The 14,853-nt window shown below is 46.9% G+C and carries 15 protein-coding genes; 9 read left to right on the top strand and 6 right to left on the bottom strand.

The window, feature by feature from the left end:
* Positions 1-62 precede the first annotated feature (62 nt).
* The 3 genes from HNY42_RS00745 (at position 63) to HNY42_RS00735 (ending at position 2,775) form a co-directional block, all read left to right on the top strand.
* Complete coding sequence (locus HNY42_RS00745; RefSeq protein ID WP_131503546.1) at positions 63-569, top strand: hypothetical protein; 507 nt, start codon at positions 63-65, stop codon at positions 567-569.
* Between the two features lie 284 nt (positions 570-853).
* Complete coding sequence (locus HNY42_RS00740; protein WP_131503545.1) at positions 854-1,837, top strand: YhdH/YhfP family quinone oxidoreductase; 984 nt, start codon at positions 854-856, stop codon at positions 1,835-1,837.
* Positions 1,838-1,908: 71 nt separating this feature from the next.
* Complete coding sequence (locus HNY42_RS00735; RefSeq protein ID WP_131503544.1) at positions 1,909-2,775, top strand: hypothetical protein; 867 nt, start codon at positions 1,909-1,911, stop codon at positions 2,773-2,775.
* A 98-nt stretch (positions 2,776-2,873) separates the two neighbouring features.
* Here the strand turns inward: HNY42_RS00735 and HNY42_RS00730 are convergent, their stop codons facing one another.
* From HNY42_RS00730 to HNY42_RS00720, 3 genes are all read right to left on the bottom strand, one after another.
* Positions 2,874-4,409 (bottom strand): M4 family metallopeptidase, encoded by a 1,536-nt coding sequence (locus tag HNY42_RS00730; RefSeq protein WP_131503543.1) that lies wholly within the window; start codon positions 4,407-4,409, stop codon positions 2,874-2,876.
* Between the two features lie 177 nt (positions 4,410-4,586).
* Complete coding sequence (locus HNY42_RS00725) at positions 4,587-5,018, bottom strand: GyrI-like domain-containing protein (RefSeq protein ID WP_131503542.1); 432 nt, start codon at positions 5,016-5,018, stop codon at positions 4,587-4,589.
* 21 nt (positions 5,019-5,039) lie between these two features.
* Positions 5,040-6,533 carry an HD domain-containing phosphohydrolase gene (locus HNY42_RS00720; RefSeq protein WP_131503541.1) on the bottom strand — a complete coding sequence of 498 codons (1,494 nt, stop codon included), beginning with the start codon at positions 6,531-6,533 and terminating at the stop codon, positions 5,040-5,042.
* A gap of 281 nt (positions 6,534-6,814) precedes the next feature.
* Here HNY42_RS00720 and HNY42_RS00715 point away from each other — a divergent pair, with 281 nt between their 5' ends.
* The 5 genes from HNY42_RS00715 to HNY42_RS00695 all read left to right on the top strand — a co-directional run bounded on the left by HNY42_RS00715 (position 6,815) and on the right by HNY42_RS00695 (position 12,470).
* Entirely contained in the window at positions 6,815-9,199 is a 2,385-nt protein-coding gene (locus tag HNY42_RS00715) for an immune inhibitor A domain-containing protein (RefSeq protein ID WP_188004897.1), read from the top strand.
* Between the two features lie 266 nt (positions 9,200-9,465).
* A complete protein-coding gene (locus HNY42_RS00710) occupies positions 9,466-9,666 on the top strand; it encodes a cold-shock protein (protein ID WP_012371797.1) in 201 nt (66 codons plus the stop codon).
* 126 nt (positions 9,667-9,792) lie between these two features.
* Complete coding sequence (locus HNY42_RS00705; protein ID WP_131503539.1) at positions 9,793-10,758, top strand: ring-cleaving dioxygenase; 966 nt, start codon at positions 9,793-9,795, stop codon at positions 10,756-10,758.
* Positions 10,759-10,835: 77 nt separating this feature from the next.
* Positions 10,836-11,135 (top strand): DUF3817 domain-containing protein, encoded by a 300-nt coding sequence (locus HNY42_RS00700; protein WP_131503538.1) that lies wholly within the window; start codon positions 10,836-10,838, stop codon positions 11,133-11,135.
* A gap of 102 nt (positions 11,136-11,237) precedes the next feature.
* Complete coding sequence (locus HNY42_RS00695; RefSeq protein WP_131503537.1) at positions 11,238-12,470, top strand: DEAD/DEAH box helicase; 1,233 nt, start codon at positions 11,238-11,240, stop codon at positions 12,468-12,470.
* A 52-nt stretch (positions 12,471-12,522) separates the two neighbouring features.
* Here the strand turns inward: HNY42_RS00695 and HNY42_RS00690 are convergent, their stop codons facing one another.
* Positions 12,523-12,936 (bottom strand): DUF2231 domain-containing protein, encoded by a 414-nt coding sequence (locus tag HNY42_RS00690; protein WP_131503536.1) that lies wholly within the window; start codon positions 12,934-12,936, stop codon positions 12,523-12,525.
* A gap of 75 nt (positions 12,937-13,011) precedes the next feature.
* Positions 13,012-13,464, bottom strand: coding sequence for a sensor histidine kinase (locus HNY42_RS00685; protein ID WP_251138787.1), 453 nt, complete (start codon positions 13,462-13,464; stop codon positions 13,012-13,014).
* 6 nt (positions 13,465-13,470) lie between these two features.
* Between HNY42_RS00685 and HNY42_RS00680 the strand changes: the two genes are divergently transcribed.
* Complete coding sequence (locus HNY42_RS00680) at positions 13,471-13,974, top strand: ferric reductase-like transmembrane domain-containing protein (protein ID WP_255508403.1); 504 nt, start codon at positions 13,471-13,473, stop codon at positions 13,972-13,974.
* Between the two features lie 13 nt (positions 13,975-13,987).
* Here the strand turns inward: HNY42_RS00680 and HNY42_RS00675 are convergent, their stop codons facing one another.
* Positions 13,988-14,773, bottom strand: a complete 786-nt coding sequence (locus tag HNY42_RS00675; RefSeq protein ID WP_131503530.1) for an alpha/beta hydrolase family protein — start codon at positions 14,771-14,773, stop codon at positions 13,988-13,990.
* Positions 14,774-14,853 lie beyond the last annotated feature (80 nt).

Below are 14,853 nucleotides of genomic sequence, written 5' to 3'. Positions count from 1 at the left end.
CTTTTCGGACGGACAGGCGTACAGGTTAAAAGAACGTTATCAGGAAACGGGGGATTGAAGAGATGTATTTAGCAGATGCCGTGAAATTAAAAAGTATCTTACGGAAACAACTCGAACAGCTGGTCGAGGAAGTGGACCGGATTGCGTTTGTTGATCTTGAAAAAGGTGAGGCTTTACCGACCGCTCAGGAACGGACGCTACTGGATGTCGAGTCAGCGATGGATGAAGTCCGGCGGGATATGCGGACACTCGACCGGTTAGTCTATGCGGCAAATTTATCGACGATGATCGAGACGACGGAAGGTGAAATGCCGCTCGTCGAAGCGATTGAACTGGCAACGCAACTCCGGGCAAAGGCAACACAATTCCAAGAACTTGCTGCTCGTCCGAAACGCGAATTCCAATACGGATTTGAAGGAACGACCGTCATTCGGCATTCCCTGTACGATCCGGATGCGTACCGGATTAAAGCGCAGGAAATCGAGCGGTCAGCGCACCGGATCTCGAATGCGATCAATGCTGCCAATTACCGGACGGAGATTGATTTTGACGGTACACGTTATATGTAAGCCTTGATCAGGTGAGACTCCTGATCAAGGACGGCGCTTCTGACACAAACCTCTTCCAATCGGGAATCTCGACGGCCACGGCACACCAATGACCCATGACCGATGACATGTTTACCTGTCACCCGTGACTACCTGCGGAAAACCAGTTTCTTTTCGTCAGACGCCAAAAACCGCGAATGCTTCGGCATCGCGGTTTTTTCATGGGAATCGGACAAGAACAGGTATGCCGGGGACAGTGTTCGGGTATAGCTTACTGGAAGTCATTCATGGAAGGGGACTTGGATATGAAAGATACATTTAAAGCATTTGTTATTCGGGAACAGGATGGGGAATTTACAGGAACACTGGAAACGAAGCACATTGCCGACTTGCCCGAAGGAGATGTCTTGATCCGCGTCGACTATTCCTGCATCAATTATAAGGATGCACTGTCGGTTACGGGCAACCGGGGAGTGACGAAAGAATATCCGCATATACCGGGAGTGGATGCAGCAGGACATGTCGTCACGTCAACTGATCCGCGGTTTCAAGAAGGGGAAGCGGTTGTCGTCAACGGTTTTGATTTCGGGATGAATACGTCCGGTGGTTTTCAAGAATACATACGTGTTCCGGGGGACTGGATCACACCATTGCCGGACGGATTCACGACCTTTGAAGCAATGGCTTACGGTACAGCAGGATTAACGGCCGCTCAATCCATCGACGAACTTTTGCAACGGGTCAAGCCGGAGGACGGACCGGTTCTCGTGACCGGTGCAACAGGTGGTGTCGGTAGTATTGCGGTCGCACTCCTTCTGAATTTGGGGTTCGTCGTCCATGCAGTCACCGGCAAAGCGGCGGAAACTGATCGTTTGAAACGAGAAGGCGTGGCAGAAGTCTTGTCCCGGCAATCGTTTTTGGATGAGACGACCCGTCCGTTGAAAAAAGGTACGTATGCCGGCATCATCGATACGGTCGGAGGACCGTTGCTTGCCTCCGTCATTCGGTATGTTCAATACGGTGGACTGGTTACGACATGCGGGAATGTCGGAGGAGCTGAGATGACGTTGACGGTGTATCCGTTTATCTTGCGAGGGGTTCGGTTGATCGGGATTGATGCTGTTCAACTTCCGATTGCTGAACGGGTGCGTCTGTGGCATCAACTGGCGAATGACTGGAAACTGCCGATTCGGGAGTGGGTCGATACAAAAAGCCTGAGTGAGATTTCAAACGTCGTCGCGTCACTTCTTGACGGAACCCATCAAGGCAGAACTGTCATCGAAATTTAACCACTGCCGGCACAGCATTCGGTGGTATAGTGATTAAAAAAGTGTCTAGGTCAATTCAGGAGGAACAATAGATGAGTCAAAATGAACAACAGAAAGAACAAGAACGGTTATCCCGGAAAGAACGCCGGAAGCAAAAGCGGAATCGCCGGAGCGTTGCGTTGGGCGGTATTTTGGCGACTGTCCTGATTGTCGGCGGATGGGGTTATATGGTGTCGACGAATGATGCCAGCCAAGCGACGTCGACCGTCGAGTCACCTAAAACGACCGGAGGCGAACAAGAGAAAGAAGCGAAAGATACGAAAAAATCAGCGTCGGCCGAGCAAAAGAAAAAAGAGAAGAAAGCCAAGAAAAAGACAGATAAACCAGAAATCAGCCAAGCTGCATGGGTCACACGTCCTTTTGCGGATGTCTATCAGGATGCCAATCGGAGTAGCGTTATCTATAAAGCTGATTTAGGGGATGTCTATGAAATTTTAGATGCGGAGAACGGGATGGTTCACTTGAAATTGAGTGATGCTATCGAAGGTTATATTCCGGAAACGGATGTCCGGATGGATGTTCCGTCGTCCGTAAAAGACAAGACATTGCTTGAGACATTATCACAAGTCGTTGCCAATCAACCGATCGAGAAGCCGGAACAATACCTCGGGCAGCCGCTCGAAAAATTCGAAGCGAAGTACGGTAAGCTCGGGAATACGCAAAAAGATGCCGTCAACACGTATCACTTCTCAAATGCGGGTTATCTGCTTGTCGTATCCGACGGAATCGTCGAAGCGATCGACTGGACGAATGCATCAGCCTCCGGTCTGTCGGCTTTAGGGGAACCTGTCGTTGAAACGAGTTACGGTACATGGTACCAGGGTGAGAAATTACAATTGAAAGCTTTCCCGGACAATGGATCAACGCGACTTCGTCTCGCGCGTGACCCAGGGAAATAAACCGGAACGGTCTGTCTTTGACAGATCGTTTTTTTTCGTAAAAAAAACCTCCCGAGTCATGGACTCAGGAGGTCGAAAATCCTTGGGAGGAAGTTTTCTTAGTAGACGCCGACAGCATCAAATGATTTCGCTGCTGCTGTTGCTTCTGCACTTGTTGAACCGTAAAGGTCTTTCGCTGATTGAACGACTGCTGCGCGGAGCGAGCTGAAGTTCGAGTTCGGAGTCAAGTAAACGCTGAGGGCACGGTAGTAGATTGCGCCGAGTTTCGGTACGCCGACACCAGTGACTGTGACACCAGTGTGTGTTCCACCGTTACCGAGAAGGTAAGCGGCTTTGTTGACGATACCTGAGTTCGTGTGGACACCACCGTTATCCTGTGTACCTGTGTAGCGTTTTGAGTAGTGGTCCGGATCGCCGTAAGCAGCCGGGTTAGACATCGAACGGAGTGCGTCGCCGCTGACACCAGGTGTATAGATGTCTTCTCCTACGAGCCAATCAAAGTTCGATCCGACTGAGTACTCAGCAACTGTTCCCATGATATCGGAAACGGCTTCGTTGATGGCACCCGATTCATTTTGGTAGACGAGTCCAGCTGTGTATTCTGTGACGGCATGCGTCAATTCGTGGGCAACGACGTCAAGTGCACCAGAGAGGTATGTGAATGTTGAACCGTCTCCATCACCATAGACCATCTTCGTTCCATCCCAGAACGCATTGTTGTAGCTCGTTGAGTAGTGGACAGAAGAGTTCAATGCAGCACCTGCGTTGTCATAACTGTTGCGGCCGTATGTGTTTTTGTAGAAATCATACGTTTTCACTGCGTTAACTTGTGCGCTTACAGCGGCACGGTCGTAGGTTGTATTGAATTGGTTATCGAGATCCGCCCAAAGCGAACCTGGAAGTGTGTTACGGTTTTTCGCATCGTACGTGTAGATTCCTTTACCGCGTGTTGAATCCTGCAGGTAATAGTAAGAACCGCTCTTCACCGTGTTGAAGGTTGCAGTTGTTCCGAGAACTGTCGTACCTGTACCGACTGAAGTCGTTCCGGTTACTGTGTTGACTGGTTTTGCGTGAGCGAGTTGATCGTATTTATTAAGAACTTTACCTGAATTCGCATCGATGAAGTAAGTCCAGCGTGATGGCTCTTTGCCGGCGAGGACAGTTGATGTGACCTTGTAAGCATAGACCGCATCGTCTTTGACTGGATAGATGACGAGTTCTGCTTTAGGAGCCACTTCGAATTCTGTTGCTTTGATGGCTTTTTGATAAAGTTTAAGTGCTTTTTTCTCAGAAAGTGATGCTTTTTTAGCGAGACCAGGTTTGCCTTTAACGTTGATAGCATCATTTACGACTGCTTTCAAAGTACCGTCTTTCGCAACATTTCCGACGACGACACTACCAAAGACAGGGACGCCATCCACTTCTTGTTGGAGACGTACGATCTGTGAAGATCCGTCTTTTTCGACATTCTGGACAGAGAAGTCACCTTTTTTGTTGACGTACTCTTTAACGATTGATGCAGCTGGTTCTGATGAAGCTTTCGTCAGTTTACCAGTTTGAAGACCTTCTGCTCCGACGACTGTAGGAACGACAAGTACACTTGCGACAAGCGATGTAGCGAGAAACTTTTTCAAAATAAATCGCCTCCTTGTTTGGGTTGAGTCTAACTATGCCAAAGAAAAGGAAAAGCGAGAATAAGGCGTTCGTATTAATTAGAATTTTCTGAATATAGTACTTAATACCCTGACTGAATAGTTAAGTGACATAAAAAAAGTTAAGAGAACATAAAAAAACCGCTTAAGATAGCGGTTTTAAAGGATACGTTGATAGAGATGATGTGTATTGTCACGTGTCTCGTCAATTTTAAAATTCAGCGGATCCAGTGTAATACCATGCTTCTGCGCAAAGCGCTGCATCTTCTCAAACGATTTCCAAATCTCAATGTCAGACCCTTCATGTTTCCAAAAAATATAACGGGCCGGAGGAATGTGATGTCCTTTCATCCCTTTAGGAATATGCTCAAGCGATTCTACCGGAAGACCGATACACTGCATATGTTTTGTCCCGCGTTGTCCAAGTGACAAATCAAGTGGATAACTTCCCGGTTCAGCGGGAATTTCATGCGAGCGTCGTGAAAATTCACGCCACAGTTCCGGCATAAGTGCATGTAATTCATTTTCTTCGCATGTCAAACCAAGTCCGACAACATATAATTCGTGACGATCGACAATTTTAGGGTGCATAAGAAACTCCTTTCATGAAAATCAAGAGGCGCTGATAACAGGAGGTCTCTTCAAATCAAGAAACAGTTGTGTAAAGGAAGCATCCCATTGTGTCCCGCTGCCTTCTTCCAAAATGGCGAGTGCTTTTGCAACGGGCATTCCTTTCCGGTAAGGGCGATCGGATGTCATCGCGTCATAGGCATCAGCAATCGCCATGATCCGTCCGAAGACAGGAATCGATTCTCCCGCCAAACCTTCTGGATAACCTTTCCCATCGTAACGCTCGTGATGGTACTTTACCCCGGGAAGAATCGGTTGTAACTTCTCCGGGAGATGAACTTGCGATAAAATATGCACGCCGATGACGGGGTGTTGTTTGATTTTGTCGAACTCGTCATCGGTCAAGCGTCCTTCCTTCAATAACACATCATCCCGGATTCCGATTTTTCCAATGTCATGTAAAAGGGCGGATTTACGCAACAGCTCGACTGAATCATCGGTCAAGCCGGCAGCGCGGGCAATCTCAACCGAATATTCCGCGACGCGTAATGAGTGTCCGGCGGTATACGGATCCCGGGCATCAAGTGTCGCAGCAAACAAGGTAAACAAACTGTCGAGCAACTGTTCGTTTTCCTGATCGCGGCCTTGGATACCTTCGACCATCAAGTTGAAGCCGCCGACTAATTGAGAGAATTCATCGGAAAAAGGATTGTTGATCGTGTTCAACTGACCCGATTCAATCTGGGCAACTCCTTCTTGCAAAGCCAGGATCGGTTTTTGAATATTTTCATATAGAAGCAAACTGCAAAATGTCGCAAGACAAAGGATGACGATTAAGATTAAGGTCGACCAACTCCAGTAGGAGCGCAGGCTCTCGTTCTCTGTCAACTGGACGGCAGAAGCGAGAACGAACAATAAAATCGGGAAGACACCAATGATCAGTGTACTGATTAACATTTTTTGCCGGAGGCTGATGAAGTCCTTTTTGGTCAAGATAAGCTCACCATGACCATATTGTTGCGATTGAACCGTTAATTCTGCCAACATGGATTCCGTGACACGATACGTTAAGAAAAATTCGATTAAAGCATGCAAGATGGCAACGAGAATGGCACCAAAGCAAGCAAGACCGATCAGATAATACGGCATTTCGAGCCAGTTGAAATGAATGGCGAGTGCCGTTAAGGAAGAAGACGGAATCGATAATCCAAGGAAATGAGGTCCGAGAATACGTTTAATGGTCAGTAACGGAAAACGGTGAGTCGTCCGAAAAGCAGCAGTAAGTTGTGCTTGGCTCGGAGTCGATGTCTGAAAGAATTGATAGAGCGGACGCATATGTTTTCGATAGATCGTATATTCGAAGCTAAACATTAAAACAACAGAGAGAAACATGATTGTCAGCAAAATTACACGTTCTCGTGCATCGAATGTCAACGTTTCGAAAATAAATAGACAGCCGACACCGAACACAGCGACAAAGGATCCAATCAAGTAATTCTTCAAAAGTTGTCGTTCGAATTTTTGGAGAGGTGTCATGAGTTGCCTCCTTTTGAATTAAGTCATGTATGTAGCGTATCGCGATACGTAACCGACAATCTGTTCTCTTTTAAAAAATGAGGGGAACGATTGATGAACGGTTTATTATTAATATCGGTCAATTTCCGTAAAAATGAACTAAATTCCAAAAATAGGTATAGTTACAAAGTACTAATTGTTCTAAAAGTAATTGATTAAGCAACTAAAACAATATATGATTTGAATATTCAGAAAAGTTATCTCGGTCATGCTTTTCACTACTACATAGGGGGTCAGTTCACGTGGGAAAAAAGAAACAGCTTAGCTTAGCCGTCTTATCCGGAATCACGGCAGCCGCATTTGCCGTTGGTCCAGTTTTACCTGGTGGGAAGGTAAAATCTGTTGAAGCTGCTGAAAAAGCAGTAGCCGGTGCACCGATGGATTTAAACACGGTTGATCAGGAACGTCTATTGAAAGTGCTTGAAAAACGTGGGGTCGTCTCAAAAGCTGCATCTGCAGCAGAAAAACAAAAAGCCGTTCAAAAGTATCTTGATAAAAAGGCGAACGGGAAACCGGAAGCCGATCATGATCATGAGACGGAAAAAGAAGCGAAATTTGATCAAAAAACAAAGGATTTCTTGACGAAACAAAAAGATCAACTGGCGAAACAACTCGCTAAAAATCACAATAACTACAAAAAAGGTAAAAAAGATGGGTTTGTCAAAGTCGATAAAGCCAAACAAGCAGCTTACAACGGTGCTACCCGGACAGACAAAGTACTCGTCTTACTTGTCGAATACAGCGACTTTAAGCATAACAATGTCGTCCAAGAACCGGGATACATGTATTCGAAGGACTTTAACCAAAAACATTATCAAGACTTGATGTTCGGAGATAAAGAATTCGAGCTGTTCAACGGCGATAAGGTCAAGACGTTCAAACAATATTATGAAGAACAATCCGGTGGCAGCTACTCAGTCGATGGGAAAGTATCGAACTGGTTAACAGTACCGGGTACGGCAAAAGATTATGGTTCAGACAATCCGAAAGGCGGCAATGATAACCTTCCGGGCGCAAAAGGACCACGCGGTCTTGTTAAAGATTCATTGAATGCAGCGGTAAAATCCGGCATTAACCTTGCAGAGTATGATCAATTTGATCAGTACGATTTAGATGGTGACGGCAACCAGAATGAGCCGGACGGTCTCGTCGATCACCTGATGATTCTTCATGCCGGAACAGGACAAGAAGCAGGCGGCGGAACGCTCGGCGACGACGCAATCTGGTCGCACCGTTGGACACTCGATGGAGTTTATCCTGTTGCGAATACAACTTCAAATTCTACAAACTGGGGCGGCAAGATGGCAGCCTTCGATTATACGGTTCAACCGGAAGACGGTGCAGTCGGCGTCTTCGCTCACGAATTCGGACACGATCTTGGACTTCCGGATGAGTACGATACACAGTATACAGGTCAAGGTGAGCCGGTTGCTTCATGGTCGATCATGAGTGGCGGTAGCTGGAACGGTAAAATTGCCGGAGCAGAACCGACAAGCTTCTCACCACAAAATAAAGAGTTCTTCCAGAACGTCATGGGCGGAAACTGGGCGAACATCCAGAACGTTGATTTCGATTCACTTTCAAAAGCGGGAACGGCTTCGTACCTCGATCAAAGTGTCACGAAATCAAAAAATCCTGGAATTATCAAAGTTAACTTACCGAAAAAGCCGGTTAAAGGAATCGCTCCAGCTTTCGGTAAAAAGTATTACTACAGCACAAAAGGAAATGATCTCCACACGTCAATGACATCACCAGAGTTTGATTTGACGGCTGCGACATCTGCGAAGTTTGACTACAAAGCATACTTCGATGTTGAATTCGATTATGACTTCTTGAAAGTCACAGCAACAGCTGGCGGCGTATCAAAAGTAATCGATGTCATCGGTGACGAGGATACGGACGGCGATCAACGCGCTGAATCTTCAAAAGGTGCATGGGTCGACAAATCATATGACCTCAGCGAATTTGCCGGTAAAAAGGTTACATTGACGTTCGACTACACAGGGGATGCCGGTCTTGCCCTCGATGGTTTTGCGCTTGATAACGCAAAATTGACAGTCGACGGAAAAGTCGTCTTTGAAGACGATGCAGAAGGTACTCCGAAATTTAAATTGGACGGTTTCGTGGCTTCAGATGGTTTCAGCTATGCGGACAACGCATACTACCTCGAATGGCGGAACTATGCAGGCTCAGATAAAGCACTTGAGCATGCACGTGGCGTGAAATACAACACGGGTCTCGTCGTTTGGCATGCCGATAGCAGCTTCACAGACAACTGGGTTGGCGTTCACCCGGGTGAAGGATTCCTCGGTGTCGTCGATTCACATCCAAAAGCAATCGTTGGAACACTCAAAGGACAACCAGTCGTCACAGGAAGCACACGTTACCAAATCGCGGATGCGGCTTTCAGCTTCGACAAAGCACCAGCATGGCTCATCGACTCGCCATCACGTGGTCTTTACGATTACAAAGGACTTTCTGGCGTAACGAAGTTTGATGATTCTAAATCGTATATCGATCAATTGATTCCGGATGCAGGAAAACTGCTCCCGAACAACGGTCTTAAAGTACAAGTCATCGGTGAAGCGAAAGATAACTCTGCTGGAGCAGTCTGGATCCACCGTTAAGAAAAAGGAGCAGGTTCGGAGCAATCCGAATCTGCTTTTTTTTAGTTCGAAAAGTGGAATCAATTGGTAAATTATTGGTCAGACAACTTGACTTTTAAAGCGCAATCATTTTATACTGACGTTAGCTTAATATTGTTATTGTCACTACTGATTCACATTGCGTCACGAACAATCTTTTCGTCGCTCCATGTATTTCGGGACAATAATGAATTTCTTTCATATGCGTGGCATATGTATTAAGTAATTTATTTTTGGAGGTTGTTCCCATGAACACAGGTAAAGTAAAATGGTTTAACGCAGAAAAAGGTTTCGGTTTCATCGAAGTTGAAGGCGGAGAAGACGTATTCGTACATTTCTCAGCAATCACTGGTGAAGGTTTCAAATCACTTGACGAAGGTCAAGAAGTTGAATTCGAAATCACTGAAGGCGCACGTGGAGCACAAGCTGCTAACGTCGTAAAACTTTAATCTTAACTTTTCAATCGTCCTTTTTCGAAAGGGCGATTTTTTTAATGAGTTAATATCTTGAATTCAAGATATATATGCGCTATACTGACGGTACAAACTATTCATTCAGAAAAGGACGTGGCAAACATGGAATTACTTGGTATTCATCACGTATCGATTTTAACGGGAATGGCGGAACGGAACTATCAATTCTATACACAGGTTCTTGGGATGCGTCTGATCAAAAAGACGGTCAATCAGGACGATACGACATCGTATCATCTGTTTTATGGAGATGCAGAAGGGAATCCGGGAACGGATCTGACTTTTTTTGATATTCCCCATTTAGGGACCGGTGTACCCGGTGCGTCAAGCATCTCGTCGACATCACTCCGGGTCAAAACAACAGCATCCCTTCAGTTTTGGGTAGAGCGCTTTACGCAACAAGGCGTCGATCATGATTCGATTGTCGAACGGGCGGGGCGTCAGACGCTGGCGTTTCGTGATCAAGAAGGAACCCGGTTGATTCTTGTCGCAGAAGACGGGGAACAAGGTGTTGCAGGAGGCGTGCCGTGGAAACACGATGAAATTCCGGCTGAACATGCAATCGTCGGCTTAGGTGCCGTGACGCTGACCGTCAATGATCCGGAACCGACCGCTCTTGTCTTAACCGAAGTTCTTGGCTTTAAGAAAATCGGCAGTTATCCATCGCTGGCCGGTGATTTTGCGGAGATTGACGTCTACTCGACGGGACAAGGTGGAATCGGGGCAGAAGTTCATCTCGAAGCTCGCCCGGATCTCGACCGGGAACGGCTCGGCCGTGGCGGCGTCCACCATGTAGCGTTCCGTGTACCGAACAGTGAAGAGTATGACTTATGGGTGAAACGATTGAAAGAATACCGTCTGCCAAACTCAGGGAAAGTCGACCGTCACTATTTCCAGGCGCTCTATTTCCGCGAACCGAATCATATTTTGTTTGAATTATCGACGGATACACCGGGATTTGCAACGGATGAATCAGTCGAAACCCTCGGTGAGACATTAGCTCTGCCGCCATTTCTCGAACCGCAACGGGAGCAAATCGAAGCCCGTCTCCGCCCACTCGAAATCTGACAATCCTGTGACACAGGTCACAGACTGACGGGCGTCCCGTATACTAAAGACAGGAACCAGGAAAAAGGAGTGACGGGATGTTAGGAACTACGTTAGGTCAATTTCGATTGATTGCGATTTTAGAAGGTATTTCATTTTTAGTCTTACTGTTGATTGCCATGCCCTTAAAGTATATGGCAGATATTCCGGAAGCCGTTTCAGTCGTCGGAGCCATGCACGGTGTGTTATTCGTCATGTATGCACTATGGCTTGCTGTTGTTAAATTCAAATACCGTTGGTCGTTTGTAAAAGCAGGGATCGCCTTTATCGCTTCGTTCATTCCATTCGGGACATTTGTACTCGATCGAAAGTTAAAACAGGAAGCAACAAACGCGTAAATTGTGTATACTAGAAAAAGCACGGCTGTGGATAACTGTTTTTGTCGATTCGAAGCAGGTTATCCACAGCTTTTTTCTGTGGATAATTTTTAGGAGGATACTATGTCAACATTTGAAGCACTACACATTCAAGAACAATGGGTAAAGAAATTACAAAAACAAGGCATCAAACAACCAACGCCGATTCAAGAGCAGGCGATTCCGCATTTGCTCGCCGGTCGTGATTTAATAGGAAAAGCACAAACCGGAACAGGGAAGACGCTGGCGTTTCTTCTGCCGATTCTCGAACAAATCGATTTAGACAGCAAAACGGTCCAAGCGTTGATCGTCGCACCGACACGTGAACTCGCACGTCAGATTGCAGATGAAACACACAAGTTAATCCGGAACATGGAAGATATCCGTGCGCTGGCTGTATACGGTGGACAGGATGTCTTCAAACAAATCCAACGTCTCGGTCGCATGCCACAAATCATCATCGGGACGCCGGGGCGGATTTTGGATCACGTTGGTCGCGGAACACTTGATTTGAGTGAATTGAAGACGCTTGTTTTAGATGAAGCGGATCAGATGCTGCAAATCGGATTCTTACCGGAAATCGAAGATATCATTGCAGCAGCACCAGTTGATCGTCAGTTCGTCATGTTATCAGCGACGATGCCGGAAAAAGTCGAGCAACTCGCGAAAACGTATTTGCGTGATCCGATTGAAGTCCAAGTCGAGGCAGAAAAAGTAACGGTCGATGCAATCGAACAGTTCGTCGTCGAGACGACGGACCGTCGGAAACAGGCGACACTCCGGACGATGCTTGACGAGATGCGTCCTTATGCCGCCATCATCTTCTGCCGGACACAACGCCGTGTCAGCAAGCTGAATGAAGAATTACAGATGCAAGGGTATCCGACGGATGAATTGCACGGTGGTTTGACGCAAGGGAAACGTGAAAAGGCGATGGCGAAGTTCTATCAAGGAAAAACACCATTCCTGATTGCGACAGACGTTGCATCACGTGGTCTTGACGTGACTGGTGTCACGCACGTCTTCAACTACGATTTACCGGACGATGCGGAAAGTTATGTTCACCGGATCGGTCGGACAGGTCGTGCCGGAAACGACGGCGTAGCGATTTCAATCGTCACACCACGTGACGGTCGCAGTTTCCGTGATATGGAACGCGAACTGGGTGTCGAAGTGACGCCGATTGTCGTCGAACTTTCGGATGAAATGATTCGTGCACAGCACGATCAAAGTAAAGGAACGAAAAAACCGGCGGAAGGTCGCGGTAACACACGCCGCTCGAGCAACCGTCGTCCAGGCCGTGATCACCATAAATAAGTAAGTAAAAATCCCCTTTTCTCCATGGATCTTTTGGAGGAAAGGGGATTTTTTATTTGGCGTACACCATCTGTCCGCCGAGATGACCGGTATAAGCGAGTAAACCGCTTCCGACAACAGCAACAATCAGGCTCAGCATAAGCATTGTTTTTTTGTTGGAACGGTAGCCGAGCAACAGGAGAACAAAGGCAATTCCAAAGGCAACGAGACTGAACAAGGCGAAATTTTCATGATTCGAGATGGCAGCGTGTGTTGCACTGCTCAGGTTGGTTTCTGCATATTCTTCTGCTCCGTCACCGGATAAATACGCTGCGACGCCGGACAACAGGCCGGCAAATAAAGTGATGAGGACAAATAATTTTAACTGGACCCATTTCAAACTGAATAGTAATAAGAGTGTTGCGAACAGTAAAAGAGCGATCGGTGCATGAACGAGCAGGGGATGAAGTGGTACGCCACCTAACATAAGATAACCTCCTTGATAAGTAATAAGAACATACTGTTACTTTAACCGGGTTATCTGACAGTTAGCTGACGGTCATTAAGAAAGTGGAAAAAGAATCGTGAAGCGTGTTCCGGTTTCGGGTGTGGATTCAACCAAGATAGCGGCTTGATGTGTATCGGCAATCGATTTGGCGATGGCGAGCCCGGTTCCGGTACCATGGCGAGAGTGGTCACCGCGGAAGAACCGTTCAAATATCTTATCGTGATTTTCCGATGGAATGCCGATTCCGTGATCAGCGATAGTTAATCGAACACCGGTTGACGTCTGTTGCAGTTGAACTTCAATATCAGCATCGCTGTAAGCAACGGCATTTTCTAAAAAAATCGTCAACAAACGGATTAATTGATTGGCATCTCCCTTGATCAACAGGTGAGGTGTGACGGTCAAAGCCAATGTCCGATCGACCAACGTATGTTTAAACCGTTCAGAAGTCTGCGTGACGAGTGTGCTTAAATCGACCGGGCTCATGGATCCGGGTTGACCGGACATTTCTTTTTGACACTATCGGTGTTAGCCGGTCTACTCGGTTCATTCCCGGCATTGAGAAAACAAAAGGCACGTCTGCATAATATTCACCTGTACAGTGGCTGGGCCGGATTATTGGCGATTGTGCTTCATGCGACGCTGATCGTCGTCGATACGTATGCTCCTCTGAGTTTACTTGAAATTCTGATTCCGGGAACGGCATCCTATGAGCCGCTTTGGAATGCCTTTGGAACGATCAGTCTGTACCTGTTTGGTTTTGTCTTGGTTACTTCTGATTTCTTGAAAGAGGCGCTCGGAAAAACATTATGGAAATTAACGCACTGGCTTGTCCTGCCGGCCTGGCTCTTGATGACGCTTCACGGGATATTCATCGGGACGGATACAGGAACACTTTTCACGACCATTTGGTATGCCTGTTCGACACTGACATTGTTTACACTGATTTTGTACCGGATGCAGGTCCGTCCGAAAACAGCAACACCTAAAAAGCAAGCGTCCTCACTAGTGAAATGAGGACGCTCGTTTTTTAGCGTTGTCTTAACCACGTGGTCCAAGCCTGAAAGGCATCTTCCCGATTGTCGATATAGTTGTGATCACTATCGACAATGATTTGTTCAAAGGCGCTGGCATCCTGAAGCAAGTCATGATGAAGTGATTTGATGGACGTCTCATCACGTTCCGACGTCACAAGTAAGGCGGAACGTGTTCCGAGTTGTTCTTTCAGTGACAGCAGGTTCCACGTCGCATGATGTCGTTTTAGTTCGTCGAGCAGTATGTCGCCGTCGGTATGCGACAGGAACTGGGCTCCGCGGCTCAAGACGCCTTGTAACGCCTCTTCATGTTCCGGATAATCGAGTACCAGTTGACCGATCAAACCGAAGTTGAATGGAGAGATACCGATGTAATGCGCAATGTCCGGAACATCGACGAACGCATGAAGTCCGGCAAAGCCGCCCATACTGTGGCCGACGATTGAAATCTGATCTACTGAGATATCGTGTGCTTGCGTAAAGGCGGGAGAAATGACATGTTGCATGATGGCAGTCGCATCTTCAAGGACATGTTGGAAACGGAATGCTCCCGGACTGCCAATCGTTCCGCGGTAAGACGTCACAAGGACGTGAAAGCCAAGGTTTTGTAATTGAACCGCCCAGTCCATGTTCAATTGTTTCCCGGGGAATCCATGAAACAGGACGATGAGTGGGGCAGGAGCAGCGAGCGCAGGAGAGTAGAGACGGCAAAATAACGACTCGTCCCCGCCGCTCGGAAGTTCGAGTAATGATAAGTTGGCTTTTTTAGTGATGGTTTCCATGACATCCACTCCTTCAGAAAAAGTTGCATCTGCCATTTAGTTTGATACAAATCGCTGAACAAGGCAATGATTAAGTCTAT

It is taken from the genome of Exiguobacterium sp. Helios, assembly GCF_014524545.1.
Lineage (GTDB): Bacteria > Bacillota > Bacilli > Exiguobacteriales > Exiguobacteriaceae > Exiguobacterium_A.
The sequence above is the reverse complement of the archived record's forward strand: the minus strand, read 5'-3'. Positions and strand labels throughout refer to the sequence as shown.

Bases quoted from the DNA above. Each gene is read 5' to 3' on its own strand.
- HNY42_RS00740 (WP_131503545.1), top strand. From the start codon at position 854: ATGAAAGATACATTTAAAGCATTTGTTATTCGGGAACAGGATGGGGAA.
- HNY42_RS00710 (WP_012371797.1), top strand. From the start codon at position 9,466: ATGAACACAGGTAAAGTAAAATGGTTTAACGCAGAAAAAGGTTTCGGT.
- HNY42_RS00705 (WP_131503539.1), top strand. From the start codon at position 9,793: ATGGAATTACTTGGTATTCATCACGTATCGATTTTAACGGGAATGGCG.
- HNY42_RS00725 (WP_131503542.1), bottom strand. From the start codon at position 5,018: ATGCACCCTAAAATTGTCGATCGTCACGAATTATATGTTGTCGGACTT.
- HNY42_RS00720 (WP_131503541.1), bottom strand. From the start codon at position 6,533: ATGACACCTCTCCAAAAATTCGAACGACAACTTTTGAAGAATTACTTG.
- HNY42_RS00695 (WP_131503537.1), top strand. From the start codon at position 11,238: ATGTCAACATTTGAAGCACTACACATTCAAGAACAATGGGTAAAGAAA.
- HNY42_RS00690 (WP_131503536.1), bottom strand. From the start codon at position 12,936: ATGTTAGGTGGCGTACCACTTCATCCCCTGCTCGTTCATGCACCGATC.
- HNY42_RS00675 (WP_131503530.1), bottom strand. From the start codon at position 14,773: ATGGAAACCATCACTAAAAAAGCCAACTTATCATTACTCGAACTTCCG.
- HNY42_RS00685 (WP_251138787.1), bottom strand. From the start codon at position 13,464: ATGTCCGGTCAACCCGGATCCATGAGCCCGGTCGATTTAAGCACACTC.
- HNY42_RS00700 (WP_131503538.1), top strand. From the start codon at position 10,836: ATGTTAGGAACTACGTTAGGTCAATTTCGATTGATTGCGATTTTAGAA.
- HNY42_RS00745 (WP_131503546.1), top strand. From the start codon at position 63: ATGTATTTAGCAGATGCCGTGAAATTAAAAAGTATCTTACGGAAACAA.
- HNY42_RS00735 (WP_131503544.1), top strand. From the start codon at position 1,909: ATGAGTCAAAATGAACAACAGAAAGAACAAGAACGGTTATCCCGGAAA.